This is a genomic window from Phenylobacterium sp., from assembly GCF_025351295.1.
Classification (GTDB): Bacteria; Pseudomonadota; Alphaproteobacteria; order Caulobacterales; family Caulobacteraceae; genus Phenylobacterium.
On record NZ_JANXWD010000103.1, the window covers coordinates 13,649 to 38,500 of the forward strand.

Consider the following 24,852-nt stretch of genomic DNA (forward strand, 5'->3'; position numbering starts at 1 on the left):
GAGCCGGCGCTGGCGCGCGCCAGCCTTGCGGACTGCAGGGCGACGGCGTCTCGTCGCCCCTGCCGTCCGAGACCTCCCCTGTGCCCAACAAGCTTACTGCCACGCAATGCGACCGCGTCCTGGTCCTCCAGGGCGGCGGCGCGCTCGGGTCCTATCAGGGCGGGGTCGCCGAGGGGCTGGTCGAGGCCGACCTGCGCCCGGGCTGGGTGGCCGGCATCTCGATCGGCGCCATCAACGCGGCCCTGATCGCCGGCAATCCCCCCGAGCACCGCTACGAGCGCCTGCAGGCGTTCTGGCAACTGGCCTCCTCGGCCGCCCCCGTCACCCAGGCGCCGGGCAATGCGCAGATCCGGGCGTTCTGGAATGAGGCCAACGCCGGCTGGATCGCGGCCTTCGGCGTGCCGGGCTTCTTCAAGCCGCGCATCCCGCCATCGTTCCTGTACCCGCCGGGGACGATCGAGGCGATCAGCCTCTATGACACCGCCCCTCTGAAGGCGACGCTGGACCAGCTGGTCGACTTCGACCGGATCAATGCCGGCGAGACCCGGCTCAGCGTCGGCGCGGTCAATGTGCGCACCGGCAACTTCGAGTATTTCGACAACACCAAGCCCGGGACGGTGATCCGGGCGGAGCACATCATGGCCTCCGGCGCCCTGCCGCCTGGCTTCCCGCCCATCGAGATCGACGGCGAGCACTACTGGGATGGCGGCATCGTCTCCAACACCCCGCTGCAGTACGTGCTGGACGAAGCCGGCGACCGCAACCTGCTGATCTTCCAGGTCGACCTGTTCAGCGCCCGTGGCGAGATGCCCAAGACCCTGCTGGAGGCGGCCGAGCGCGAGAAGGACATCCGGTTCTCCAGCCGCACCCGGCTGAACACCGACCTGGCCAAGCAGCTGCACAACACCAAGGCGGCCCTGCAGCACCTGCTCGACGCGCTGCCACCCGAGCTCGCGGCCGTCGAGGGCGTGCCGCTGCTGCGGGCCTTCGCCCAGGAAAGCTCGATCGCCATCGTGCAGCTGATCTACCGCAGCAAACTCTACGAGGGGAACTCCAAGGACTACGAGTTCTCTCGCGTCACCATGCAGGAACACTGGGCCGCCGGCCTGGCCGACGTGCGCCAGACCCTGAAGGACCCGGCCTGGCTCGGCCATCCCCTGGAGAGCGGCATCGTCACCTACGACCTCACCACCGACGGCAGCGGAACCTCCTGACTCGCAACCCTACACGGAGCCCAAACATGACCCTCCAGACCAAGACCGCCCTTGTCACCGGCTCCACCAGCGGGATCGGGCTCGCCATCGCCCGGGCCATGGCCAAGGAGGGCGCCAACATCGTCATCAACGGCTTCGGCGAGGCCGCCGCCATCGAGGCGGAGCGGACCAAGATCGAGGCCGACTTCGGGGTCAAGGCGATCTACGACGGCGCCGACATGACCGATGGCGCGGCCATCGCCGCCATGATCGCCAACGCCCAGAAGACCTTCGGCTCGCTGGACATCCTGGTGAACAACGCCGGCATCCAGCACGTCGCCCCGATCGATGAGTTCCCGATCGACAAGTGGAACCAGATCCTGGCCATCAACCTGACCTCGGCCTTCCACGCCATGCGCGCCGCGATCCCGGCGATGAAGGCGAACAAGTGGGGCCGGATCATCTCCACCGCCTCGGCCCACAGCCTGGTCGCCTCGCCGTTCAAGTCGGCCTATGTGGCCGCCAAGCACGGCATCGCCGGCCTCACCAAGACCGCGGCCCTGGAGGTCGCCACCTTCGGCGTGACGGTCAACTGCATCAGCCCCGGCTACGTCTGGACCCCGCTGGTGGAGAAGCAGATCCCCGACACCATGGCCGCGCGCGGCATGACCAAGGAACAGGTGATCCACGACGTCCTGCTGGAGGCCCAGCCGACCAAGGAGTTCGTTACCTCCGACCAGGTGGCCTCGCTGGCCGTCTACCTCTGCTCCGACGCCGCCAGCCAGATCACCGGCGCCAACCTCTCCATCGACGGTGGCTGGACGGCGGCGTAAGGCCGCTCGTCCCGGCCGTCGCCCGGATGAGCGGAGGAACCCCTACCCCTCCACCTCGAAGCGCAGCCCGGCGCGCGCCTGCAGCCGGTCCACCAGCCGCCCCTGCAGCGCCGCGCCGGGGGTCCAGACGCCGCCGGCCACGTCGGGCGCGCGGACCAGGCAGATCGCGGCCTCGGCCAGCATCTTCGACGTCGAGCCATAGCCGGGGTCCCGGTCGCCCTTCACCGCCACCCGCACCTGGCGGCCGTCGGCGGCGATGCCCACGAACAGGATGTCGTAGAACCCGGCCTCGCGCTCGGCCTTGGTCGGACCCTCGCCCGGCTTCGGTCCGCCGCCCGGCAGGCTGCCCAGGTCGGTGAAGCCGGGGCCGCCCGGCCCGCCCATCACCATCTCGTCGTAGACGAAGTCGCGGCCGTACGGATGGCCCATCAGCAGGTTCGAGCGGTGGACGTTCTTGGTGTTGATCACCGCCATCATGAACGGCGCGACGGGCCCGACGTCCGGGTCGTCCTCCGCCACCTGACCGGACGGCTGGGCGGGACCTTCGAAGCCGGGGGTCAGGCCGAACGGGCTCATCATCACCGCAAGGATCGACGGGTCCTTCTGGATCGCCGCCATGGTCGCCGCCCCGCTGGCCGCCGTGCCGCCGGAGAGGCCGCCCTGCATGCCGCGCACCCGGCCCTTCACCCGCGCGACCGGACCGCCCAGCTTCGCCCTGGCGGTCTCCTCGCAGAACCAGACGCCCAGTTCGAAGGGGATCGAATCGAAGCCGCAGGAGAACAGGATCCGCGCGCCCGACGCCTTGGCCTGCGCCTCGTGCGCCTCGATCATCGCCCGCATCCAGTTGGGCTCGCCACTGAGGTCCAGGTAGTCGGTCCCCGCCTCGGCGCAGGCCGCCACCAGGTCCGAGCCATAGAGCTGGTAGGGCCCGACCGTGGTGACGATCGCCTTGGCCCGGAGCACCATCGCGCGCACCGACCCCGGGTCGGCGGCGTCGGCCACCACCAGCGGGGTGTCCTTCGGCGCGCCGACCGAGTCGCGCACCTCCGCCAGCTTGGCCGCCGAGCGCCCGGCCATGGCCCAGGTGACCTCGCCGCCCACGCCATAGGTCTGGGCCAGGTACTCGGCCACCAGCCGGCCGGTATAGCCGCTGGCGCCATAGACGATGATGTCGAACTCGGCCTTGGGGTTCATGCGGCGTCCTCGTTTTGCGGCGGCGAGCTTACAAATTTACATCGTTCTCGCAACCCGTCCGGTTATGCAGGATCATGGACGTTGAACTGGGGATCATCGAGGGCTTCTTCGGCCGCCCCTATGGCTGGGATGAGCGGGCCGACATGGTCGCGGCGCTGCGCCCCGCCGGCTATCGCTTCTACCTCTACGGCCCCAAGGCCGACGGCTACCTGCGCCGACGCTGGCGCGAGCCCTACCCCGAGCCCGAACTCGAGGCGCTCGCCGCCTTCTCGCTGGCCTGCCGCACCACGGGTGTCCGGTTCGGGGTGGGCCTCAGTCCCTATGAGCTGTTCCTGGCCTTCGACGCGCCGGCCAAGGCGGCGCTGGCCGCCAAGCTCGCCCAACTCGACGCCCTGGGCCTCGACGACCTCGGCGTGTTCTTCGACGACATGAAGGGCGACCTGCCCGACCTGGCCGCCCGCCAGGTCGAGATCATCCACTGGATCGCCGGGCGCACGACCGCCAGCCGGGTCATCGCCTGCCCCAGCTACTACAGCGACGACCCGGTGCTGGACCGGGTCTTCGGCCAGCGTCCGGCCGGCTATCTCGAAGACCTGGGCCGCGCCCTCGACCCGGCCGTCCAGCTGATGTGGACCGGCGAGGAGGTCTGCGCCCGCGAGTTCTCCCCCGGACACCTCGCCCGGGTCGCCGACCAGATGCGGCGCAAGCCGTTCCTCTGGGACAACTATCCGGTCAATGACGGCCCGCGGATTAGCCCCTACCTGCACCTTCGCGCCTTCACCGGCCGGCCGGCGACGATCGGCCCGCACATCGCTGCCCATGCCGTGAACCCGGCCTCCCAGGCGGTGCTGTCCCGCATCCCGGCCCTGACCCTGGCGGAGAGTTATGCGCAAGGGCCGGCCTACCAGTACCTCGCCGCCTTCCGCGGCGCCGCCCGCGCCGTGCTCGGCGCGGACCTGGCCGAGGCGGTCGAGCGGAGCCTGCTGCTGCTGGAGGACGCCGGACTCGAGGGCATGGACGCCGCGCGCAAAGCTAGGCTCCGCGACCGCTTCGCCGCCTTCGACCATCCGGCGGCGCGCGAGATCATCGCTTGGCTCGACGGCGCCTTCACGGGCCGCGCGGACGACATGCAGACCCAGTGATCTCGCGCCGCGCCCTCATTTCCCGCGCCGCCCTGCTCGCCGCCGGCGGGGCGGGGCTGTGGCTGGTGCGCGACCGCCTGCCCTGGCCGCCGCCCCGGCTCGCCTTCGCCAACGGCCGCGACACGCCCTGGCAGCGCCTGCCCGACCGCGCCGGCCTGATCGAGATCCCGGTCACCGTGAACGGCGCTGCGGTCCGCGCCGTGGTCGATTCCGGGGCCCAGTTCACCGCCATCGACGCCGGCCTGGCGACCCGTCTCCCCCTGCCCCGCATCGTGGCCGCGCCGATGCTGGCCTACGGGGTCAGCGGCCGGCCTAGCCTGACGCACACCGTCCGGCTCGACCTGGGGGTTCCCGGCCTGGCCATCCCCGGGCTGCGCGCCGCCGCCCTCGACCTGGCCGCCATCGCCGAGGCCAGCGGTCGCGACTTCCAGGTGCTGATCGGTCGCGACGTGCTCAGCCATGTTGTCGTGGAAGCCGACTTCCCGCTGGGCCGCGCCCGCTTCCTCGCGTCCGGCGCTTACCGCCCGCCGCGCGACGCCATCGCGGTCCCGCTGCGGATCACCGGCGGCGGGCCGATGATCCCGGTCCAGGTCGAGGCCGCGCCGGCCGTCGACGTCCTGCTGGACACCGGGGCCACCGGGCTGCTGGCGCTCTCCAACGCCGCCGCCCGGCAGGCCGGCCTGCTGGCCCCCGGCCGTCAGGTGTCCGAGGGGCACTCGGTCAGCCTGGGCGGTCTCAGCCCGGAGCGGCTGGCGGTGGCGCAGGTGGTGCGGATCGGCGGCCTCGCGCTGCACGACGTCGGCGTTCAGGTCTATGCCCCCGCCGCCAATGCCCCCGCGCCTTCCGGCCTGCTGGGCACCGGGCTGCTTCGCCAGTTCCGCATGGCCCTCGATCTGGCGGGCCAGCGCCTCTACCTGGTTCCCGCCCCGTTGCTGGTCGTCGGGCTGCGGCCGGAACCAAGGCCCTGACCGACCGTTTGCCGCCTGGAATTTTCCAGGAGACCTTGATGAAATCGACTGTCCTGCTCGCGGCCGTGGCCGTGGCCGCCCTCTCGCTCGCCGCCTGCCAGAAGAAGGCCGAGGCCCCGGTCGCCGCGGACGCCGGAACCAGCAAGGCCGCCGTCAACGCCGCCCAGGACGCCACCGGCGCCGCGGTCGGCGCGGTCTCGGCCGCCACCACCGCCGCCACCAACTCGACCGACGGCTTCGTCACCGGCCTGGTGACCGGCGGCCTGTACGAGGTCCAGGCCGGCCAGATCGCCGGGAAGAAGGCTCAGTCCCCGGGCGTGAAGGCCTTCGCCAAGATGATGGTCACCGACCACACGGCGATGAGCAAGGCGGCCGAACCGGCCGTGAAGGCGTCCGGCAAACCCGTGCCCACCGAACTGGACGAACGCCGCAAGGGGATGATCGACAACCTCAACGCCGCCAAACCGGCCGACTTCGACGCCGCCTATCTCAGCCAGCAGGAGGCCGCCCACCAGGAGACCCTGACCCTGCTCAAGGGCTATGCCGACGGCGGCGACGACGCCGGCCTGAAGGCGGTCGCCACCGGCGCGATCCCCAAGGTCCAGGCCCACCTGGACAAGATTCACGCGCTGCAGGCCGCCGCGCCCAAGTAAGCTTCGCCCGATCGTGGCCACTACCTCTCCGGCCGCATGGCGGGAGAGGTAGCGCTACGGCCTACAGCCGAGCGCCTCGCAGCCGCAGGGCGTTGCCGATCACACTGACCGACGAGAGCGCCATCGCCATGGCGGCGACCTGGGGCGACAGCAGCAGGCCAAACGACGGGTACAGCACGCCCGCCGCCAAGGGGATGCCGGCCAGATTGTAGGCGAAGGCGAAGACCAGGTTCTGGCGGATATTGCCCATCACCGCCCGCGAGAGCCGGCGCGCCTTGACGATCCCCTGCAGGTCGCCCGACAGCAGGGTGACCCCGGCGCTCTCCACAGCCACGTCGGCGCCGGCCCCCATCGCGACACCGACCTCGGCGGCGGCCAGCGCCGGGGCGTCGTTCACGCCGTCGCCAGCCATGGCGACGCTATGACCCTCGTGTCGCAGACGCTCGACCACCGTGGCCTTGTGCAGCGGCGAGACCTCCGCCTCCACCTCGTCGATGCCCAGCCGGCGCGCGACCGCCAGCGCCGTCGTGCGGTTATCGCCGGTCATCATGACCACCCGAACGCCTTGCGATTTCAGCGCTCGGACCGCGTCGGCGGTGGTCGCCTTGACCGGGTCGGCGATGGCGAACACCCCCGCCGCCCGGCCATCGATCGCGGCGAAGATCGCCGTGGCGCCCTCCGTCCGCAACGCTTCGGCCCCGGCATCCAGGGCCGAGGTGTCCACGCCATGTTCCGCCAGGAAGCGGCCCGAACCTATCAGCAGCTTGCGGCCATCCACCACGCCCATGACGCCCTTGCCGACCGGGGAATCGAAGGCGGAGGGCTCGGCAAGGGCCAGACCGCGGGCCGCCGCCGCCCGCACGATGGCGTCGGCCAAGGGATGCTCGCTGCCCCGCTCCAGGCTGGCGGCCAGTCGCAGCAGTTCGCCTTCGTCCTGGCCCTGGACGGTCTGGATCTGGGTCACCGCCGGATGTCCCTCGGTCAGGGTCCCGGTCTTGTCGACCACCAGGGTGTCGATCTTCTCGAAACGCTCCAGGGCTTCGGCGTTCCGGATCAGCACCCCGGCGCGGGCGCCGCGGCCGACACCCACCATGATCGACATAGGCGTCGCCAGGCCCAGGGCGCAGGGGCAGGCGATGATCAGCACCGAGACCGCCGCCACCAGAGCATAGGCGAACCGCGGCTCTGGCCCGACGATCATCCAGGCGGTGAAGGTTAGCAGGGCCGCTGCCATCACGGCCGGCACGAACCAGCCGGACACCCGGTCCGCCATCCGCTGGATCGGGGCGCGGCTGCGCTGGGCATGGGCCACCATCTTCACGATCTGGGCCAGCAGGGTGTCGGCGCCGACCTTCTCGGCCCGCATGACGAAGGACCCGGTCTTGTTGATCGAGCCGCCGACCACCGGGTCGCCCACCGCCTTGGTCACCGGCATGGACTCGCCCGTCACCATGGATTCGTCGATCGATACCCGGCCCTCGATCAGTCGCCCATCCACCGGAATCTTCTCGCCAGGGCGCACCCGTAGCCGGTCGCCGACCATCACCACGTCGAGCCCGACCTCCTCGTCCGCGCCATCGTCACGCACCCGCAGCGCGGTCTTGGGCGCCAGGTCCAGCAGCGCCCGGATGGCCCCCGACGTCTGCTCTCGGGCTCGCAGTTCCAGCACCTGGCCCAGCAGCGCCAGGACCGTGATCACCGCGGCGGCTTCGAAATAGACCGGCAGGGCGCCATCGTGGCTGCGCAAGGCAGCGGGGAACGCCCCCGGCGCTAGCACGCCCGCGACGCTGTATAGCCAGGCCACGCCCACGCCCATGGCGATCAGGGTGAACATGTTGAGGTTGCGGGTCCTGAGCGAGGTCCAGCCACGGGCGAAGAACGGCGCCCCGGCCCACAACACCACCGGCGTCGACAGCGCGAACTGGATCCAGTTCGAGGCTGCCGGCATGATCAGGCGGTGCAGGTCGACGACATGTCCGCCCATCTCCAGGGCGAAGACCGGCGCGGCCAGGACCAGCCCGATCCGGAACCTGCGCGTCATGTCGGCGAGTTCGGGGTTCGGCCCCGCCTCGGCGGTCGCCATTTCCGGCTCCAGGGCCATGCCGCAGATCGGACAGCTTCCCGGGCCGGGCCGGCGGATCTGGGGATGCATGGGACAGGTGTAGATCGCACCTCGCGGTGGCGGGTTGGTCGGCCCGGCAACCGGGTCCGTCGACGCCACGGCGCCGTGAGCGTGGTGATGGTGTGCGTGTGGCTCGGCCATCGTCGGCTCCCGCGCCCGATACCCTGGCAGGGCATCTGCGCCGCTATCGGATATACCCCCTTAGGGCATATTGCGCCATTACCCCAGCCGGGTATATAAGCCACCCGACTGGAGGCCCCATGGACCGCGACAACAAGCCCCGCCTGCTCAACCGCCTGAACCGCGTCGAGGGACAGGTGCGCGGCATCGCTCGCATGGTCGAGGAGGGTCGCTACTGCATCGACGTGCTCACCCAGCTGCAGGCGGTCCGCGCCGCCCTGGCCAAGGTCGAGACCGAGATGCTGCGCGACCATCTGGGCCACTGCGTGGAGGGGGCCATCGTCTCCGGCGACAAGGACGAGCAGCGCCGGAAGGCCGCCGAACTGATCCTGCTGCTGGAACGCGCCGCCCGATGAAGTCGTCCGCGTTCGCCCTGGCCGCTGCTCTGGCCGCCGCCGCGCCCGCCCTCGCCCAGGAAACCGATCCGCCGCCGCCGCCAGCCCACGACATGTCGCATATGTCGCCCGCCGAGATGGGCGGCGAACACCAGGGCATGTCGACGATGAGTACGCGCGACGCCTCGGGGACATCCTGGCAGCCCGACGCCTCGCGGCATGAGGGCCTGCACAGCGCGCTCGGTCCCTGGATGGTGATGACCCACGCCACCCTGAACCTGGTCTACGATACCCAGTCGGGCCCGCGCGGCGACGACCGGTCCTTCGTCTCCGGCATGGTGATGACCATGGCCACGCGCCAGGTGGGCGACGCCGGCAAGCTGCAACTCCGCGCCATGCTCAGCCCAGACCCGCTGATGGGCAAGCGCGGCTACCCCCTGCTGCTGGCCTCTGGCGAGACCGCCGATGGGGTGAAGCCCCTGATCGACCGCCAGCACCCGCACGACCTCTTCATGGAGCTGTCGGCGCGTTACGACCGGCCGGTCGGACCGGGCGGCGCCTTCGTCTATATCGGGATGCCCGGCGAGCCCGCCTTCGGGCCGCCGGCCTTCATGCACCGCTTGTCGATCCTGGACAGCCCCGAGGCGCCGATCAGCCACCACTGGCTGGACTCCACCCACATCACGTTCGGCGTCATCACCGCCGGCTACATCCTGGGCGACTGGAAGCTGGAGGCCTCGCGCTTCAAGGGCCGCGAACCCGACCAGCACCGCTGGAACTTCGACAGCCCCAAGCTGGATTCCACCGCCATCCGCCTGTCGTGGAACCCAACCTACGAGCTCTCCCTGCAGACCTCCTGGGCCCACCAGCACAGCCCCGAACAGCTGGAGCCGCAGGACAATCAGGACCGCTGGTCGGCCAGCGCCATCTACACTCGCCGGGTCGGCGACTTCGGCTACTGGTCCACCACCGCCGCCTGGGGCCGGCGCACGGCGACCCACGGCCCGCACCTGGATGCCTTCGCCCTGGAGAGCGCCCTGAAGCCCAACGCCGACTGGACGATCTTCGCCCGCGCCGAGCGGACACAGAACGACGAACTCACCACGCTGGGCGGCCACCGTGGCCCGATCTATAGCGTCGCCAAGCTATCGGTCGGCGCCATCCGCGACTTCGCGCTGAGCGAACACCTCGCCTTCGGCATCGGCGGCCTCTATTCGCTGAACCATGTCCCCGATGGCCTGGAGGCCGGCTACGGCGGCGGCGACCCGCACGGCGCCATGGCCTTCGTCCGTCTCAAGCTGCAATAGCCCGGCTTCACCCGCCGTTCAGCGTCAAGTCGCCAGACACCCCTGAAGGAGACCTGCATGACATCCCGCCTGTCCAAAGCCCACCTGTCCAACACCCTCAGGGCTGCCGCCCTCGCCGCGCCGCTGCTGTTCGTCGCCTCGGGCGCGCTCGCCCATGCCCACATCCTCAAAGCCAACCCGGCCGAGAACGCGGTCATCTCGGCGCCCGCCGTCCTGCACCTCGAGTTCAGCGAAAAGCTGGAACCCAAGTTCTCCGGCGTCGAGCTGATGAAGGCCTCGGGGACCCCGGTGCCGGTGGCCTCCAAGGCGATCGGCGCGGCCATCGACGCCACGCCCAAGGCTGCCCTGGCCCCCGGCGCCTATATGGTGATGTGGCACGCCCTGTCGGTCGACGGGCACAAGTCCAGCGGCGACTACAACTTCACCGTGAAGTAGCCGCCCCGTGGAGGCCGCAGCCGTCCTCGCGCGCCTGCTGCAGTACCTGGCCGTGGCCGCGGTCGGCGGCGGCTCGCTGTTTGTCATCGGCGATGCGCGCCGGCCGGGCCCGACGCTGCGCCTCGTGCGCGGGGCCGCCGCGGCGGGTGCGCTGGGCGTCGTGGCCTGGCTGATGGCCCAGATGGGCCAGATCGGTGACGCGCCGTCCGATGCGTTCGACGTGGCGCGGGTGTGGTCGTTGGCCACCGAGACCGGCTTCGGCCGCGCCGCCCTGCTGCGGCTGGCGCTCCTGACCGCCGCGGGCCTGCTGACGCTGAGGTCGCGCGCGCAGCCCGCTTGGCGCACCCTTGCCCTCCTGGGCTGCGCGGCCGCGGCGACCTTCGCCTGGACCGGTCATGGAGCCAGCGACGACGGTTTCCCGGGCCTGCTCCACCTGACCGCCGACGTCCTGCACGCCCTGGCCGCCACCGCCTGGATCGGCGCCCTGTTCGTGCTGGCCGAACGGCTGCGGGGCCCCGACGTCCGGCTCGCCGCCGACAGCCTGCGCGCCTTTTCCCGCCGCGGGATCGCCATCGTGGCGGTCATCGCGGTGACCGGGACGATCAACAGCTGGTTCCTGGTCGGCCTGAACGGCGTCGCCCATCTGGCTGAGGCCGCCTATGGCCGCCTGCTGCTGGTGAAGCTGGCCGTGTTCGGGCTCATGCTGGCCCTGGCGGCCGCGAACCGCTACCGGCTCAGCAGCGCCCTCGACCGCGCCCTGGCGACAGGCGACGCGGGTCAGGCGAAGCGCGCCGTCGCCCTGTCGGTCGGTCTCGAAACCCTGCTGGCGGTCGCTGTCCTGGCCCTCGTCAGCTGGATGGGCACGGTCCCACCCACGGCGCACGCGGGCGGTTAGCGCTTCCCGCGCCGCGCACCGACCATCAGGCCGACGCCGATCGCCAGGCCGACGACCAGGCCGATGGCGCCGGCCGCCAGGGTCTCGACCTCCACCGCCGCGCCGAGCTTCTTGCGGATCGCACGGTGATAGCTCGAGGCCCGCACCGCGCGCGCCACGGCCGAGGCCTGGTCCCGCGCCGCGTCCATGGCCCCAGACAGCTTGGCCCGCGCCGCCGACATGCGCGCGGCCAGTTTGGCGCGCCCGTCCTCGTCGGAATCGAACCCCTCGTAGATGTCGAAATAGCCCGCCGGCTTGGCGTCGCCCTTCGGCCGCACCTGCTCGCTCGCCAGCCAGAGCGCGCCCAGGCCGATCAGCACGATCGGCAGGGGATTGCGGCGGAGTTCCGCCGTGGCCGCGGCCAGCACCTTGTCGTTTCCGCTCATGATCCGTCCTGCCCTGCTAACCCCATCTTGGCCTCCAGCGCCCCGGCTGCAAGACCCTCCGACACCGCAATCGATAACGCACAGGGCGCCCTTTTGGTGGCGCGGGACTCATCTGCCGCGTCCTTAGCGGCTATAGGACCCCGATGAAGCTTGCCCTTCCAGCCGTTACCGTTGCGCTAACCTTGACGAGCCTGGCCCCCGTGGTCGCCCAGGAAATCTCGGCCCAGCGCCTGTCCGACATCACCCGCGAGCTGGCCTCGGAGCCCTACTTCGGCCGCGCCCCGGGCGGACCCGGCGAGGCCAGGGCCGTCGATTTCATCGTCGCCCAGTTCAAGGCCCTGGGCCTGCAGCCGGCCGGCGACGACGGCGGGTGGACGCAGGCCGTGCCGCTCTGGCGCTACCAGACCCAGCCGGGCGGGACCTTCACCTTAAGCGCCGGCGGCAAGGCCAAGGCCCTGCACGAACAGACCGACCTGCGCATCGAGACCCTGCGGCCCATCGAACGCGTCGCGATCCGCGCGGCGCCGGTCGTCTTCGTCGGCTATGGCGTCACCGCGCCGGAGCGCGGCTGGGACGACTTCAAGGGCGTCGACCTGAAGGGCAAGATCGCACTCGTCCTGATCAACGATCCCGACTTCGAGGCCCAGCCGGGCGAGCCGGTCGCCGGCAGGTTCGGCGGTCGGGCCGCGACCTTCTACGGCCGCTGGGTCTACAAGTACGAGGAGGCCGTGCGGCGCGGCGCGCTGGGCATGCTGATCGTCCACGAGACCGCCGGGGCCGCCTATGGCTGGAACACGGTCGTGGCCTCGAACGGCGAGAATTACGAAGTGGTCCGCAAGGACCCGGCGAAGGAGAAGCTGCTGCTCCAGGGCTGGATCCAGCGCGATCTCACCGTCGAGCTGTTCAGGGCCGCCGGCCTGGATTTCGAGGCCGAGAAGGTCCGCGCCCGCCGCGCCGACTTCCACCCCGTGGAGCTGAAAGGCGCAACGTTCTCAGCCGACTACGAGAACCGTTTCACCCAGTTGAAGAGCCAGAACGTGCTGGCGAAACTGCCCGGCGCCAAACGCCCGGACGAGAGCATCCTCTACGCCGCCCACTGGGACGCCTACGGCCTCGGCCCGGCCAGCGCCGACGGGGCCGTCATGCGCCCCGGCGCTGTCGACGACGCGGTGGGCGTGGCCGCCGTGACGGAGGTCGCCCGGGCCTTCAAGGCCGTTCCGTCGCCGGACCGCACGATCCTGTTCGCCGCCTGGACCGGCGAGGAGCGTGGCCTGCTCGGCAGCGAATACTACGCCCAGGCCCACCAGGCCGACCTCGCCCGGATGGTCGCCAACTACACCTTCGACGTGCTGCAGGTCGGTGGGCCGGCCCGCGACATGGTCCTGGTCGGCGCCGGCCAGAACCAGCTGGAGGCCGGCCTCGCCGCCGCCGCCGCCCGCCACGGCCGCACGATCACCCCGGACCCCCGGCCCGAGCGCGCCCTCTTCTACCGCGCCGACCATTTCTCGGTGGCCAAGCGCGGCGTGCCGACCCTGCTGTTCATGGGCATGAGCGGCGGCGCCGACCTGATCCAGGGCGGCCGCGAGGCCGGCGACAGGTGGGTCGAGGCCTATACCGCGCGCTGCTATCACCAGACCTGCGACCGATGGGACGCCAGCCAGAACTACCAGGGCGCCGCCGACGACGTGACCCTGGCCTTCGAAGCCGGCCGCGATCTCGCCAACGCCACCATCTGGCCCGACTGGAACGAAGGTTCGGAGTTCAAGCCGATCCGGGCGAAGACCGCGGGCCAGCGCGGGGCGAGACCCTAGGCCGCTGCCGCCTCGTCCCGCGCCAACCGCTGGCGCGCGCAGATCTCCACGATCGCCTCGATCAGCGCCTGGGGCACGATCGGCTTGGTGGCCACCGCGTCGAAGCCCTTGGCGATCAGGTCGCGGTCGAAGCCCGGCATGGCGTCGGCGGTCAGGGCAAGGACCGGCTGGTCCCTTGGCCCGGCCTCGCCGGCCCGGATCCGGCGGATCGCTTCCGGCCCGTCCATCCGCGGCATGTGAACGTCCATCAGCACCACGTCGAAGATCCCGGCGCGCAGGGCGTCCAGCGCCTGGGCGCCGTCGGCCACCGCCGTGACCACGCCGCCCACCGCCTCGACGATCGACCGCGCCACCGCCTGGTTGATCGGGTTGTCATCGGCGACCAGTACCCGCAGGCCCGACAGGTCGAACACCTCCGGGCCGGCCGGCGCTTCGGCCAGGGCTTCGGCGAGCGGCAGCTCCAGCCGGAAGCGGAAGGTCGAGCCCAGGCCCGGTTGACTCTCGGCCTCGATCGTCCCGCCCATCAGCGCGGCGAACTGGCGGCAGATCGACAGGCCCAGGCCGGTCCCGCCGAACTGGCGCGCGGTCGCCGCGTCGGCCTGGGTAAACGGCTCGAACACCCGGGCCTGCTGTTCCGGCGTCATGCCCACGCCGGTGTCGCAGACCGCGAACTCGATCGTGCAGGCGTCGCCCAGGGTCACGACGCTGGTCAGTCGCACCCGCACGGAGCCCTGCGCCGTGAACTTCAGCGCGTTGGAGACCAGATTGGTCAGCACCTGGCGCAGGCGAGTCGGATCGCCGACGACATGGCGCGGCGCCTGGGCGGCGATCTCCAGGTCGAGGTCCACGCCCTTCTCGCGCGCCGTGTCCGCCCACAGCGCCACCGTGCGCTCGGTGAGCGTGTGCAGGTCGAACGGCGCATGTTCCAGCTCGAACTTGCCCGCCTCGATCTTCGACAGGTCGAGCAGGTCGTTGAGGATGGTCATCAGCCCCTCGCCCGAGCTGACCAGCATATCCACCTGCCGCCGCTGGCGCGCGCCCAGCTTCGACTGGTGCAGCGCCCGCGCCATGCCCAGCACCCCGTTCATCGGCGTGCGCAGCTCATGGCTCATCATCGCCAGGAAGGCGGACTTCGCGGCGTTCGCGCCCTCGGCCCGCTCGGTCTGGGCTTCCAGCGCCTGGCGCGTCTCGCGCAGCTGGCGGGCGTGCATGACATTGTCGCGGGTGTCGTTGGCCAGGTAGAGCAGCGCCACGGCGACGCTCACCGAGACATTCACCAGTTGCGCGCCTTCGAACCCGCCCAGCACCGCCGGGAGCGTCACCAGCGTCACCGCCGGGAGCACCCCGAAGCCGAGCGCCGCGGCCAGCGACTTGAACGACATGTTCTGGGCCACGATCAGCATCGAGCAGAGCTGCACCAGGGCCACCACTTGGCCGGCGCGCCCGCCCGCCCGCCAGTAGGCCACCGCCATCGCGGTCCAGACGAGGCTGGTGGCGATCACGCCGGCCAGCCGCAGGAGGGCCAGCGCGCAGCTGTCCGGGCGCGGGCGGTTGACCCACAGGCTGTAGGCCTCGATCAGCATCATGCCCGAGAAGGCGACGACGCCCGCCGGCCAGCCGAGGTTCGCCCCCAGCAGCAGCGCCCCTGCCACCGAGATCAACAGGCGCGGCCCCAACGTGCGCGCCGTGTCGCCCGCCATGATCGCCAGCCCTTCGCCGAACGGCGCAGCCCCACGCATCGATCAAGTCACCTCTTCCCCCCGGCAGCTTGCGCGCGGCGACCCTTCGATCCCGTTAATCGCGGTTATCTCGAGGGCGCGACCGCCTGACGTCGTCGTTCAGGCACGGTTCAGGCGCGCTGCGCGTTAATAACGTTCGCAATGCAAGGAGGCCCCATGCGCAAGATCATCACCTCGGTTCTCGCCGCCGTGACATTCGGCGGCGCCCTGGCCGCAGCCGCCGCCCCGGCACAGGCCCGCGACTACGATCGCGGCGACTATTATCGGCACGGTCACCACGGCGGCGGAAACACCGCGGCGATCGCCGGGATCGCCGGGATCGCGGGCCTGGCCCTGGGCGCGGCCCTGTCAAGCCGGGGCGGCGGCAATCACGGCTACGCCAGCAGCGGCTATGCCTACCGCAACGGCTACAGCTACGACCCGCGCTACGACAGCTATCGCGGCGACTACTACGGCGACGGCTACTACGCCCGGCCCGAGCGCATCTGCATCAGCCATGAGCGCGTCTGGGACCCCTATATCGAGCGCAACGTGAGCATCGAGCGCCGCTATCCCTGCTAGGGTCCGTGCCCCATCCCGCTCGTCCTGGCGAAGGCCGGGATCCAGATAGAAGGGCTCAGATGTGGGCTCAAGGCGCGCCGGTCCCGGCCAACCCGCGTCTCAGATATCGGATGTGGGTCCCGGCCTTCCAGGCTGTGTGAGAAGTCGGTGCGGCGGGTTTGAGGGTCAGCGCGAGCGGGGGCCCATCAGGCGGCCCGGAGCTTGGCGATGAGGCGGGTGGCCCCGATGATGGCGATGACCCGCTGCAGATTGAAGGTCAGGACGTCGAGGGCCAGCTCGGCCTTGGCCTTTTTGAGGCCGCGGAGCAGGAACCGCGGATAGCCCATCCGCTGTTTGATGACGCCGAAGGGGTGTTCGGCCAGGCATCGCCGCTGTTTCATGAGGGCGGGGTTCGCCCTCTGGTGCATGACGTCCTTGGCGGTCTCGTCGTAGCCGCGGGCGAGGCTGCGGCTCTCGGCCTTGGTGCTCGATGAACCGCCGTTCGTCCTCGAGCAGCAATGCGGCCGCCGCCTGGGCCTCCGGGCGGCGGCCGTTTTCGGCCAGCGCCTCCAGGCTGTCGAACCAGAGCTCGGCCACGCCGTCGAACTCATCCGGGGCCTCGCGGCTGGCGCGAAGCCCCGTATGGGTGTCCACCGGCAGGCTGTGCAACTGGACATAGCGACGAATCCGCAGCGTTTCCACCACGCTGGCCACCAGCGGCGCATGGGTCCCGAACCAGCAGGCCTGGAAGGCCCCGCGGGTCAGATGCGGCAGGCGGACGAGGCAGAACGTAAGCTTGATCATGGCAGATGGCCTCCCATCCGGATCCTAGCACGCGAACGGCGCTCGCCAGCCCCGCAGGGTCACGCTACCGTAGGGTGCAAGCGGGCGCGATTTGGGGGCCACCGGACCATGTCCGAAAAGCTCAGGGCGGAGAATGAGCGCCTGGCCGCCCGCGTGGCGGACCTGGAAGCCCAGCTCGCCGCCAAGCCGCCGATCGATCGCATCAGCCTCTATCGCATGGCCCAGAACGCGCCATGGGGCGTTATGGCGATCAACCCCGAGGGCGTGATCGACTACGCCAATCCCGCCTTCCAGCGCTGGCTGACCCAGCCTGCCCCGGCCTGGGGCCTGCGTCGCCAGGACGCCGTCGCCCCGCAGTTCCTCGCCGTCATGCAGGCGCCCTTCGACGCCGCCTTGCAGGGTGTTCCGCATGAGAGCGACGTCAGTCTGCGCGATGTGTCCGGCGAACTGCGCGAGATGCACATGCACATCATGCCGCGCGGCACGACCGCGACGGGCATCACCGGCGCCATCGTCAGCCTCTACGACGTCACCGAAACCCAGGCCCTGGACCGCTCGGTGCGCGAGAACGAGGCCCGTCTGGGCCACATCAACGCCGTCGTCCCCAGCGTCATCTATATCTACGACACCGAGATCGGCTGCCCGATCTGGTTCGGCGGACGGGTCGTCCAGGTGCTGGGCTATACCGCCGACGAGATCGCCGAACGCCCCGAGGAACTGCGTGGCCGGCTGGTCCACCCCGATGACCTGCCCAAGGTGATGGCCCGCATCGAGCAGCTGGCCCAGCGTCCGGACGGCGAGGTGGGCGAGTTGGAGTTCCGCATCCTGCGCCGCGACGGCGCCTTCCGCTGGGTGCTGGACCGCGCGGTGGTGTTCGAGCGCACCCCGGACGGCCGCGTGCTGAAGACCCTCAGCGCCGCCATCGACATCGACGACCGCCGGCGCGCAGAGGAACGGCGCACCACCCTGATCAACGAGCTGAACCACCGGGTAAAGAACACCCTGGCGGCCGTCCAGTCGATCGCCCGCCAGACCCTGCGCCATGGCCGGCCGCCGGAGCTGACGGTCGAGCTGTTCACCGACCGCCTGGTCGCGCTTTCCGCCGCCCACGACGTCCTGACCCGCGAGAACTGGGAGGGCGCGGGCCTGCACGAGATCGTTGACGGCGCGCTGAAGCCGTTCGAGGCCCACGGCGAGGGTCGCATCGCCGTCGCCGGGCCGGAGGTGCGCCTGGGCTCGCGCGCCGCCCTGGCCCTGGCGATGGCCCTGCACGAACTGGCCACCAACGCGGTCAAATACGGCGCCCTCAGCGGCGAGGCCGGCAAGGTCGCCCTGACCTGGCGCGCCCACCAGGCGGCCGGCGCGGCCCGGCTCGAGCTGGAATGGCGCGAGAGCGGCGGGCCGCGGGTCGCGCCGCCCACCAGCTCGGGCTTCGGCTCGCGGCTGCTGACCCAGGGCCTGGCTGCCGACCTCGCCGGCGCCGCCGAACTGAACTTCGCCCCCGACGGCCTGGTCTGCCGCATCACCGCGCCCCTGGAAGCGACGCCGCTGCTGGAACTGGCCTAAGGGGCCGCATTCGTCGGCGGCCTCGGCAGACTCCCGCCAAGCATTGACTGCGAATACCGCTGTTACTTAATGGCCGTAACCTTGCAACCATGAAGCGATTGCGGAACAACTGACTTTGGCCGGTGACGCTTTCTCTGCCCGGGCCTCGGATGAAACCTGCGCGCAGGCCGCGATTAACGCGGATTCAGCATTTCTGTTGTTCATACCTTAAACCCCGGGGCGCACGGTCAACCCGTAATCGGGCGCACTCCACCGCGCCGCCCTCCGGAGCCAACCCGTGTCGCACAACCCGGGATTGGACGGCAGGCCCCTGAAGGTCCTGCACGTCGACGACGATCCGATGAACCTGCGCGTCGTGCAGGAGATCCTGGGCGCCTTTGGCCACCAGGCGGTGATGGCCTGTTCCGGCCGCGAGGCCCTGGACCGGCTGGCGGTCGAAAGCTTCGACATCGTCCTGCTCGACATCCACATGCCCGGGATGACCGGCGTCGAGGTGATTTCCGAGCTGCGCGCCAGCGCCGGTCCGCAGCGCTCCGTACCGGTCATCGCGCTCACGGCCGACGTCTATTCCCGCCGGCCCGCCGAATATATCGCGCTGGGGTTCAACGACTTCGTCTCCAAGCCGATCCTGGTGTCCGGCCTGATGGCCTCGGTCAAGCGGCTCACCGCCGTGGCGTTTCCCGGCGCCCTCATCAGCCGCGCCGGTTAGGACGGATCGACATTCAGCTGCCGCCGACGGCCTTAGCTTCTCCTCACCGGTAGGGGGAGGGGGACCGCCCGAAGGGGGGTGGAGGGGGACCGCCGCCGCCGAGACCTATCCCGCAAGCCCCCTCCACCATGCTGCGCAGGGTCCCCCTCCCCCTGCGGGTGAGGAGAACGCGGCGGCCTCCGGCTCAATGTCGATTGGCTCTAGTTCGCGTCGGCCTCGGTCCCGACCGGGAACAGGGCTGGCCCCGGCTGGCCGTTCAGCGCCGCGGCCAGGGCGACGCGGTCCAATTGGCCCTCCCAGCGGGACACCACCAGGGTCGCCACCGCGTTGCCCATGAAGTTGGTCAGCGCCCGGCACTCGCTCATGAACCGGTCGACGCCCAGGATCAGCGCCATCCCGGCCACCGGAACGGTGTCCACCACCTGCAGGGTGGCCGCCAGCGTAATGAAGCCAGCTCCCGTGACCCCCGCCGCGCCCTTGGAACTGGCCATGGCCACGCTCAGCAGCAGGAGCTGCTGCGGCAGGGTCAGCTGGATCCCCAGGGCCTGGGCTATGAACAGCGCCGCCAGCGTCATGTAGATGTTGGTGCCGTCGAGATTGAAGCTGTAGCCGGTGGGCACCACCAGGCCCACGACCGACTTGGCCGCCCCTGCCCGCTCCAGCTTCTCCAGCAGGCTGGGCAGCGCCGCCTCGGACGACGCCGTGCCCAGCACCAGCAGCAACTCGGCCTTCAGGTAGCGGATCAGCTTCAGGATCGAGAAGCCGTTCAGCCAGCCGATGATCCCCAGCACCCCCAGCACGAAGACGATCGAGGTGCCGTAGAAGGTCGCCACCAGGGCCGCCAGGCTGGCGACGGAGCCGATCCCATACTTGCCCACCGTGAAGGCGAACGCCCCGAAGGCCCCGATCGGCGCGGCACGCATGAAGATCGCCACCAGCCGGAACACCGCCTGGCCCAGCGACTCCAGCACCGCCAGCGCCGGCGCGCCCCGCTCGCCGATCATCGCCAGGGCGATGCCGAACGGGATCGAGAAGAACAGCACCTGCAGGATGTTGCCATCCAGGAACGCCCCCACCACCGAGGTCGGAATGATCTCGACCAGGAAGCCTACGGGCGTGAGGTCGTGCGCCTTGGCGGTGAATTCCTTGACCTTGGTGGGGTCCAGGCTGGCCGGGTCGATGTGCATCCCGGCCCCGGGATGGATCACATTGGCCACGGTCAGGCCCAGGATCAGGGCGAAGGTCGAGACCACGAAGAAATAGATGAACGCCTTGACCGCCACCCCGCCGGCCTTGCCCAGGTCGCGCATGCCGGCGATGCCGGTCACCACGGTCAGGAATATCACCGGGGCGATGATCATCTTCACCAGCTTGATGAAGGCGTCGCCCAGCGGCTTCAGCGCCTGGCCGGTCTGCGGCGCGAAATAGCCGATCAGGGCGCCCAGGACGATCGCAGTCAGGACTTGCAGATAGAGCTGTGTCCACCAGGGCCCACGCGTCGGCAACCCTGCGCTCGTCACCGTACCCGCCACGCGATTCCCCCGTCGTCCTGCCCGGCGCAGCCTAGCGTAGATCGCGACCGGCGACACCGTGCCGCCGCAACGCCCGCGAAACCGTTGGCCCCCATGTCGGAGCCGGGGGATGCTGGCGCCGAGAGAGTCCGCAGGACGGACCCGCCTGGGGAGGCTTCCAATGCAGATGTTCGATCGCCGCGGTCTGATGTTCGCCGGCGCCGGGGCCGCCGCCGCGGCCGCCCTGCCCGCCTGGGCCAGGATCGCGGTCCAGCCCCCGGCCTCGGCCGGTTTCACCGCCGCCGGCATCGCCGACCTGAACGCCAGGATGCATGCCCTGGTGGACAGCCAGAAGCTGGCCGGCGTCGTCACCCTGCTGGCCCGCCACGGCAAGGTGGTCAACCTGGACGCCTACGGGAAGCAGGACATCTCGGGTGCTGCGCCGATGGCCGCCGGTTCGATATTCCGCATCGCCTCGATGACCAAGCCGATCTGCGGCGTGGCGATGATGCAGCTCTGGGAACAGGGCAAATGGAAGCTGGACGACCCCGTCGCCAAGTTCGTCCCCGAGTTCGCCGGCCTGAAGGTCCGCACCAAGGACGGCGGGCTGGTCGACCAGGCCCGGCCGATGACCATGGCCCAGCTGATGAGCCACACCGCCGGCTTCGGGACCAACGCCGACTACGAGCCCGAGAAGCTGAACGCGACCAACCTGCAGGGCATGATCGACAAGCTCGCCAAACTGCCGCTCTACAGCCAGCCGGGCACGGACTGGTCCTACGGGCCCTGCGTCAACATCCAGGGCTACATCGTCGAGAAACTGTCCGGCCACGACCTCGCCGACTATCTGCAGGCCCACATCCTCAGCCCGCTGAAGATGCCCGACACCCAGTTCTGGGTGGACCCGTCCAAGGTCGCCCGGGCCGTGCGCATCCACACCTATGCCGACGGCAGGATCGTCCCGGCCGGCGAACAGCGGGTGCAGACCGCCAAGCCCGCCTTCCTGGCCGGCTCCGGTGGCCTCTTTTCGACGGCGCCCGACTACTACCGGTTCTGCCAGGCACTGCTGAATGGCGGTGAGCTGGAAGGCGCCCGGGTGCTGAAGCCCGCGACCGTCAAGCTGATGCGCAAATCGGTCCTGCAGCCGGGCGTCGGCGTCGACCTCTACGGCCCGGTGCAGAAGGGGCTGGGCTTCGGCCTGGATTTCGCGGTCCACGAACGGCCGGCCGAGAGCGGCCTGCCGCAGGGGATCGACAGCTTCTGGTGGGGCGGCGCGTTCGGCACCTGGTTCTGGATCGATCCGACCAACGACATCGTCTTCGTGGGCATGATCCAGAACCTCAACGGCTCGGTCCCCGGCGGCGGCACGCCCGACGTGCGGACGATCTCGCCCAACGCCGTCTACGCCGCCCTCAGCGACCGCAAGGCGTGACGGCGCTGGCTTAGTTCTGTGGCTGCTGGGGCGGCTCGCGGTCCTTGCCCTTCGCCTTGCCGGGGGGTTGATCCTTGGCCGGAGACGGCGCGGCCTTCTCGGCCGCCTTCACGGCGTGCTCCCGCGCCGAGGCCGCGTGCGCCTGCTGTTCGGCTGAGCGCGCCTGCTGCTGGGCGGCGCGAGCCTGGGCTTGCTGGGCTCTGGCGGCGTCGCGGGCCCTCAGATCGGTCGCGCGCGCCTGTTCCTGGGTGGCGCGGACCTCGGCGTCATGTGCGCGCGCGGCGTTGCGGGCCTGCAGCTCGGCTGCACGCGCCTGGCCCTGCTGCGCCTGTTGCTTGCGCTCAGCTTCCACCTGTTGCGCCTTGTGCGCGCGGGCGTCCGCCGCCTGGGCCTGTTGCTGGGCTTTCTGTTGCTGCTGGACCTGCTGGTCCCGCTGGACCTGCTGGTCCCGTTGCGCGAGCGCCTGCTGGGCTTTCTGGTCTCGCTGAGTCTGCTGGTCACGACGGGCGAGCGCCTGGGCCTGCTGGTCCCGCTGCGCAAGCGCTTGAGCCTGCTGGAGGCGGTCGACCTCGGCCTGCTGGGCGCGGATCTGGGCGGCCCGGGCGTCGGTCTTCTGGAGGCCCTGCTGGTCAGCCTGGCGGCGCTCCGCCAGCAGCTGCGCATCGCGCTGTGCGTTCAGTCTCGCCTGGTCGGCGGCGCGCGCCTGGTTCTGTCGCGCCACATCCTGCTGGCGGGCATCCTGATTGCGCAGGTCCTGATTGCGCAGGTCTTGATTGCGGATCTCCTGATTGCGGATGTCCTGTTGGCTGGCGTCCTGTTGGCGGATGTCCTGCTGGCGGGCATCCTGCGCGATCCGCGACCGCTGCTGGTCCGCGCGATGCTGTTGCTCGGCGTTGAAGCGGTCCAGTTCCTGGCCGCGGTCGGCCTCGCGCCAGCGGCTCCAGTCGCGGTCGTCGCGTGCGGCGGCCAGCCAGGGCTGGGCGCTGCGGGTGACCACCGGGGCCCGGATCGCCCAGGCGCGGTCATCCACCTGAACGCGCCGGGCATGCAGGCCGGCGCTCCTCATGTCACGCCCGCGCGAATAGTAGCGCCCGGCCATCGGGGCCATGCGCCGGACCACCTCGTCGTCGGCATAGCGGCCTCCGGAGTCGAACACGGCCACCAGCACCCCGCCGGCGTCGTAGCCGTAGCCGTAGTCCTGATCGCGCACGAAGTAAGGCCGATCGGCCCCCGGCTCGTAGTAGTAATAGCGGTATCCGCCGTTCGAGGGCTCGGCATACATCGACCAGTCGTCGGCGGTCTGCCAGGCCAGCGGCTCCTCGTCCCCATAGGCGAAGCCATAGTCAGGCCGCGCGCCATGCACGGCCCGCTGCACACCGTAGGCCCGTTCGGCATAGCGGTACGCCTGCTGCGGCGCCTGGCGGCGCACCGGAGCCGGCGGCGCCTCGGGCAGCGGCGTCGCGGTCTCCAGGGCCGCGAGCGGGATCGGGGCCGGAGCCGGAGCGGCACTCTGGACCTGGGCCTTGTCGTTGCAGGCCGCCAGGGCCAGAGCCAGGGCTCCGGCCGCGAACAGCCGGGATTTCAGGGGAAAGCGGGTCATGGGGCGCAGCCTTGCGGTTCACGTGTCGCCGCACCCTGCCGGATGGCGGGTGAACGGCGTCCGGAGCCGTAACGTCAGGCGGCGTTCAGGGTTGCGGCGACCTGCAGCCCTCCTGGCTGCCAGTCCATGCGGTTTTGCCTCCGCCTCAGGGCGCGCGGCAGGCGGCGACGATCCGTTCCAGGTCCTCCAGCCGCTGCTCGCGCAGGATGCGGCCGGCGGCCATCAGCTGGTAGCGGTCGGCCGCGCCGGGCGAGGCGCGCAGCGCCGCGTCGGTGTCCGGATAGCGTGGCGGTGGCGCCAGGGTCCTGGGCACGCAGGCCTTGGGCGGCGGTGGGGCCGTCGGCGTCGGCGCGGGCCTGGGCAGCACCAGCACCCTGGGCGGGGGCGGCGCGGGCTGGGGCAGCGGCGCGGGCTCGGCCACCGGCGGCACGGGTTTGTGGCGCCGCAGCGTCTGGCAGCCGCCCAAGGCCAGGGCGGCGCCCACGGCCAGCAGCATCACGCGAGCCGCGGCTGAGCTCATCGCTTGAGGTTCGACAGCACCGCCCGGTCGGCGCTTTCCATGCGCGCGCAGGCGTCGATGCCCTCGGGCTGCTGCTCCAGCAGGCGCTTGGCGCCGTCCGGTGGCGGGCCCTTGGCGGCGTACTCCGCGGCGGTCAACTGGCGCGCCTCGCCCGCCGCACGGCACGAGGCCAGCTCGGTCCGCAGCGACACCTGATTGCGCTCGGCGGCCTGGCTGAGTTCCACGATCCGCGCCTCGTAGCGCGCGCGCCGGGTCTCCCAGCCTGCCGACGCCACGCCCAGCGCGACGGCCAGGGCCATGGCGATCGCCGTGGCGACCGGACCCGTCACCGGGCTCATCAAAGCGTGTCGCAGACCACTGAGCATAGTCATCCCTGGCCATTCACCTTCGGCCACAGCCCAGAGTCAACGGCGCCGCTGTGGCGTTTTCACGGCCTCAGCGGCAACGGCCGCCGCTGAGCGGGGCCGCACCGGGAGGGCGTCGCCGCCGGGAGGTCGGCTACGGTCGCCGCGGCCGATCGCCGCAACCCGGCGTTGCGGACCGCTCAACGCCGCACGAAACAGACGCCGCCCTTGGCCTTCAACGCCTCACAGTAGCGCCCGGCGGCCTCGCCGCTGGCGAACCCGCTGACCACCGCGCGGTACCAGGTGCGGCCGCTCACCGTCGCCGCCTCGAGCGTGTGGGCCTGGCCGCCCGCCAGCTTCGCCAGCGCCGCCGTGGCCGCGGCCCGGTCGGGATAAGACCCCACCTGGACGCTGGTTCCGCCCGTGTGGCCCGCGGCCGGCCCTGACGCTGGCGCGGCGGCCGGCGCCGCGGTTGCAACGGGGGGCGGCGCGACCGGCGTCGGCTTCCTTGGCGCGGGCGAAGCCTTGCGCTGTGGTGACGAAGCCTTGGGCGGCGGTGACGAGACCTTGGGCGGCGGCGCGGCAACGGCCGGC

The 24,852-nt window shown here is 70.9% G+C and carries 24 protein-coding genes and 1 pseudogene; 14 read left to right on the forward strand and 11 right to left on the reverse strand.

All coding sequences use genetic code 11. From position 1 onward, the window contains the following. Positions 1–80: 80 nt before the first annotated feature. Entirely contained in the window at positions 81–1,214 is a 1,134-nt protein-coding gene (locus Q0R13_RS14330; protein WP_293905057.1) for a patatin-like phospholipase family protein, read from the forward strand. Positions 1,215–1,240: 26 nt separating this feature from the next. Continuing rightward, a complete protein-coding gene (locus Q0R13_RS14335; RefSeq protein WP_293905058.1) occupies positions 1,241–2,026 on the forward strand; it encodes a 3-hydroxybutyrate dehydrogenase in 786 nt (261 codons plus the stop codon). A 42-nt stretch (positions 2,027–2,068) separates the two neighbouring features. On the opposite strand, the gene Q0R13_RS14340 is transcribed toward Q0R13_RS14335, so the two are convergent. Continuing rightward, entirely contained in the window at positions 2,069–3,220 is a 1,152-nt protein-coding gene (locus Q0R13_RS14340) for a saccharopine dehydrogenase NADP-binding domain-containing protein (RefSeq protein WP_293905059.1), read from the reverse strand. A 74-nt stretch (positions 3,221–3,294) separates the two neighbouring features. Here Q0R13_RS14340 and Q0R13_RS14345 point away from each other — a divergent pair, with 74 nt between their 5' ends. From Q0R13_RS14345 to Q0R13_RS14355, 3 genes are read left to right on the forward strand one after another with little or no spacing between them, the layout of a single operon-like run. Then, positions 3,295–4,362 carry a beta-N-acetylglucosaminidase domain-containing protein gene (locus tag Q0R13_RS14345; protein WP_293905061.1) on the forward strand — a complete coding sequence of 356 codons (1,068 nt, stop codon included), beginning with the start codon at positions 3,295–3,297 and terminating at the stop codon, positions 4,360–4,362. Further along, entirely contained in the window at positions 4,359–5,330 is a 972-nt protein-coding gene (locus Q0R13_RS14350) for a pepsin/retropepsin-like aspartic protease family protein (protein ID WP_293905063.1), read from the forward strand. Before Q0R13_RS14345 ends, Q0R13_RS14350 begins: the two co-directional genes overlap by 4 nt. 38 nt (positions 5,331–5,368) lie before the next feature. After that, positions 5,369–5,983, forward strand: coding sequence for a DUF4142 domain-containing protein (locus Q0R13_RS14355; RefSeq protein ID WP_293905064.1), 615 nt, complete (start codon positions 5,369–5,371; stop codon positions 5,981–5,983). A 61-nt stretch (positions 5,984–6,044) separates the two neighbouring features. Here Q0R13_RS14355 and Q0R13_RS14360 read toward each other — a convergent pair whose 3' ends face one another. Next, the gene (locus tag Q0R13_RS14360; protein WP_293905065.1) at positions 6,045–8,246 is read right to left on the reverse strand and encodes a copper-translocating P-type ATPase; all 2,202 of its coding nucleotides are present in this window, start codon (positions 8,244–8,246) and stop codon (positions 6,045–6,047) included. A 119-nt stretch (positions 8,247–8,365) separates the two neighbouring features. On the opposite strand from Q0R13_RS14360, the gene Q0R13_RS14365 reads away from it, so the two are divergent. Genes Q0R13_RS14365 through copD form a run of 4 tightly spaced genes read left to right on the forward strand, consistent with a single transcriptional unit; the run spans position 8,366 to position 11,257 of the window. Next, complete coding sequence (locus tag Q0R13_RS14365) at positions 8,366–8,641, forward strand: metal-sensitive transcriptional regulator (protein WP_293905066.1); 276 nt, start codon at positions 8,366–8,368, stop codon at positions 8,639–8,641. Further along, positions 8,638–9,927 (forward strand): hypothetical protein, encoded by a 1,290-nt coding sequence (locus Q0R13_RS14370; protein WP_293905068.1) that lies wholly within the window; start codon positions 8,638–8,640, stop codon positions 9,925–9,927. The genes Q0R13_RS14365 and Q0R13_RS14370 overlap by 4 nt, the downstream gene beginning before the upstream one ends. Positions 9,928–9,984: 57 nt before the next feature. Then, on the forward strand, positions 9,985–10,362 hold the full coding sequence (copC, locus tag Q0R13_RS14375; RefSeq protein WP_293905070.1) for a copper homeostasis periplasmic binding protein CopC: 378 nt from the start codon (positions 9,985–9,987) through the stop codon (positions 10,360–10,362). Positions 10,363–10,369: 7 nt separating this feature from the next. Beyond that, positions 10,370–11,257 (forward strand): copper homeostasis membrane protein CopD, encoded by an 888-nt coding sequence (gene copD / locus Q0R13_RS14380; protein WP_293905072.1) that lies wholly within the window; start codon positions 10,370–10,372, stop codon positions 11,255–11,257. On the opposite strand, the gene Q0R13_RS14385 is transcribed toward copD, so the two are convergent. Further along, positions 11,254–11,682 (reverse strand): hypothetical protein, encoded by a 429-nt coding sequence (locus tag Q0R13_RS14385; RefSeq protein ID WP_293905074.1) that lies wholly within the window; start codon positions 11,680–11,682, stop codon positions 11,254–11,256. The genes copD and Q0R13_RS14385 overlap by 4 nt on opposite strands. A gap of 182 nt (positions 11,683–11,864) precedes the next feature. Here Q0R13_RS14385 and Q0R13_RS14390 point away from each other — a divergent pair, with 182 nt between their 5' ends. Further along, entirely contained in the window at positions 11,865–13,493 is a 1,629-nt protein-coding gene (locus Q0R13_RS14390; RefSeq protein ID WP_293905076.1) for a M20/M25/M40 family metallo-hydrolase, read from the forward strand. Here the strand turns inward: Q0R13_RS14390 and Q0R13_RS14395 are convergent. Beyond that, complete coding sequence (locus Q0R13_RS14395) at positions 13,490–15,232, reverse strand: ATP-binding protein (protein ID WP_293905078.1); 1,743 nt, start codon at positions 15,230–15,232, stop codon at positions 13,490–13,492. The genes Q0R13_RS14390 and Q0R13_RS14395 overlap by 4 nt on opposite strands. Before the next feature lie 156 nt (positions 15,233–15,388). Between Q0R13_RS14395 and Q0R13_RS14400 the strand changes: the two genes are divergently transcribed. Continuing rightward, positions 15,389–15,793 (forward strand): hypothetical protein, encoded by a 405-nt coding sequence (locus Q0R13_RS14400; RefSeq protein ID WP_293905080.1) that lies wholly within the window; start codon positions 15,389–15,391, stop codon positions 15,791–15,793. 185 nt (positions 15,794–15,978) lie between these two features. Here Q0R13_RS14400 and Q0R13_RS14405 read toward each other — a convergent pair whose 3' ends face one another. Beyond that, positions 15,979–16,383, reverse strand: a complete 405-nt coding sequence (locus Q0R13_RS14405) for a transposase (protein WP_293905082.1) — start codon at positions 16,381–16,383, stop codon at positions 15,979–15,981. Beyond that, positions 16,268–16,576: pseudogene (locus Q0R13_RS14410) on the reverse strand (EthD domain-containing protein); the annotation flags it as partial. The gene Q0R13_RS14405 and the pseudogene Q0R13_RS14410, both read right to left, overlap by 116 nt. Positions 16,577–16,684: 108 nt before the next feature. Here Q0R13_RS14410 and Q0R13_RS14415 point away from each other — a divergent pair. Next, positions 16,685–18,142: an HWE histidine kinase domain-containing protein gene (locus Q0R13_RS14415; protein ID WP_293905083.1), complete on the forward strand. Its 1,458-nt coding sequence runs from the start codon at positions 16,685–16,687 to the stop codon at positions 18,140–18,142. A 277-nt stretch (positions 18,143–18,419) separates the two neighbouring features. Continuing rightward, entirely contained in the window at positions 18,420–18,851 is a 432-nt protein-coding gene (locus tag Q0R13_RS14420; protein WP_293905085.1) for a response regulator, read from the forward strand. A 200-nt stretch (positions 18,852–19,051) separates the two neighbouring features. Here Q0R13_RS14420 and Q0R13_RS14425 read toward each other — a convergent pair whose 3' ends face one another. Further along, a complete protein-coding gene (locus Q0R13_RS14425) occupies positions 19,052–20,356 on the reverse strand; it encodes a dicarboxylate/amino acid:cation symporter (RefSeq protein ID WP_293905087.1) in 1,305 nt (434 codons plus the stop codon). 187 nt (positions 20,357–20,543) lie between these two features. Between Q0R13_RS14425 and Q0R13_RS14430 the strand changes: the two genes are divergently transcribed. Then, positions 20,544–21,794, forward strand: coding sequence for a serine hydrolase domain-containing protein (locus tag Q0R13_RS14430; protein ID WP_293905089.1), 1,251 nt, complete (start codon positions 20,544–20,546; stop codon positions 21,792–21,794). Between the two features lie 10 nt (positions 21,795–21,804). On the opposite strand, the gene Q0R13_RS14435 is transcribed toward Q0R13_RS14430, so the two are convergent. From Q0R13_RS14435 to Q0R13_RS14450, 4 genes are all read right to left on the reverse strand, one after another. Then, positions 21,805–23,394: a hypothetical protein gene (locus Q0R13_RS14435; RefSeq protein WP_293905091.1), complete on the reverse strand. Its 1,590-nt coding sequence runs from the start codon at positions 23,392–23,394 to the stop codon at positions 21,805–21,807. A gap of 145 nt (positions 23,395–23,539) precedes the next feature. After that, positions 23,540–23,914 (reverse strand): hypothetical protein, encoded by a 375-nt coding sequence (locus Q0R13_RS14440; protein WP_293905093.1) that lies wholly within the window; start codon positions 23,912–23,914, stop codon positions 23,540–23,542. Next, complete coding sequence (locus Q0R13_RS14445; protein WP_293905095.1) at positions 23,911–24,252, reverse strand: hypothetical protein; 342 nt, start codon at positions 24,250–24,252, stop codon at positions 23,911–23,913. Before Q0R13_RS14445 ends, Q0R13_RS14440 begins: the two co-directional genes overlap by 4 nt. A gap of 206 nt (positions 24,253–24,458) precedes the next feature. Beyond that, a partial coding sequence (locus tag Q0R13_RS14450; protein ID WP_293905097.1) for an SPOR domain-containing protein occupies positions 24,459–24,852 on the reverse strand: 394 nt, incomplete at its 5' end.

Excerpts from the sequence above, each read along its gene's own strand:
- Q0R13_RS14335 (WP_293905058.1), top strand. The coding sequence starts at position 1,241 with ATGACCCTCCAGACCAAGACCGCCCTTGTCACCGGCTCCACCAGCGGG.
- Q0R13_RS14340 (WP_293905059.1), bottom strand. The coding sequence starts at position 3,220 with ATGAACCCCAAGGCCGAGTTCGACATCATCGTCTATGGCGCCAGCGGC.
- Q0R13_RS14345 (WP_293905061.1), top strand. The coding sequence starts at position 3,295 with ATGGACGTTGAACTGGGGATCATCGAGGGCTTCTTCGGCCGCCCCTAT.
- Q0R13_RS14355 (WP_293905064.1), top strand. The coding sequence starts at position 5,369 with ATGAAATCGACTGTCCTGCTCGCGGCCGTGGCCGTGGCCGCCCTCTCG.
- Q0R13_RS14360 (WP_293905065.1), bottom strand. The coding sequence starts at position 8,246 with ATGGCCGAGCCACACGCACACCATCACCACGCTCACGGCGCCGTGGCG.
- Q0R13_RS14365 (WP_293905066.1), top strand. The coding sequence starts at position 8,366 with ATGGACCGCGACAACAAGCCCCGCCTGCTCAACCGCCTGAACCGCGTC.
- Q0R13_RS14370 (WP_293905068.1), top strand. The coding sequence starts at position 8,638 with ATGAAGTCGTCCGCGTTCGCCCTGGCCGCTGCTCTGGCCGCCGCCGCG.
- copC (WP_293905070.1), top strand. The coding sequence starts at position 9,985 with ATGACATCCCGCCTGTCCAAAGCCCACCTGTCCAACACCCTCAGGGCT.
- Q0R13_RS14385 (WP_293905074.1), bottom strand. The coding sequence starts at position 11,682 with ATGAGCGGAAACGACAAGGTGCTGGCCGCGGCCACGGCGGAACTCCGC.
- Q0R13_RS14395 (WP_293905078.1), bottom strand. The coding sequence starts at position 15,232 with ATGCGTGGGGCTGCGCCGTTCGGCGAAGGGCTGGCGATCATGGCGGGC.
- Q0R13_RS14400 (WP_293905080.1), top strand. The coding sequence starts at position 15,389 with ATGCGCAAGATCATCACCTCGGTTCTCGCCGCCGTGACATTCGGCGGC.
- Q0R13_RS14405 (WP_293905082.1), bottom strand. The coding sequence starts at position 16,383 with ATGAGTTCGACGGCGTGGCCGAGCTCTGGTTCGACAGCCTGGAGGCGC.
- Q0R13_RS14415 (WP_293905083.1), top strand. The coding sequence starts at position 16,685 with ATGTCCGAAAAGCTCAGGGCGGAGAATGAGCGCCTGGCCGCCCGCGTG.
- Q0R13_RS14430 (WP_293905089.1), top strand. The coding sequence starts at position 20,544 with ATGCAGATGTTCGATCGCCGCGGTCTGATGTTCGCCGGCGCCGGGGCC.
- Q0R13_RS14435 (WP_293905091.1), bottom strand. The coding sequence starts at position 23,394 with ATGACCCGCTTTCCCCTGAAATCCCGGCTGTTCGCGGCCGGAGCCCTG.
- Q0R13_RS14440 (WP_293905093.1), bottom strand. The coding sequence starts at position 23,914 with ATGAGCTCAGCCGCGGCTCGCGTGATGCTGCTGGCCGTGGGCGCCGCC.
- Q0R13_RS14445 (WP_293905095.1), bottom strand. The coding sequence starts at position 24,252 with ATGAGCCCGGTGACGGGTCCGGTCGCCACGGCGATCGCCATGGCCCTG.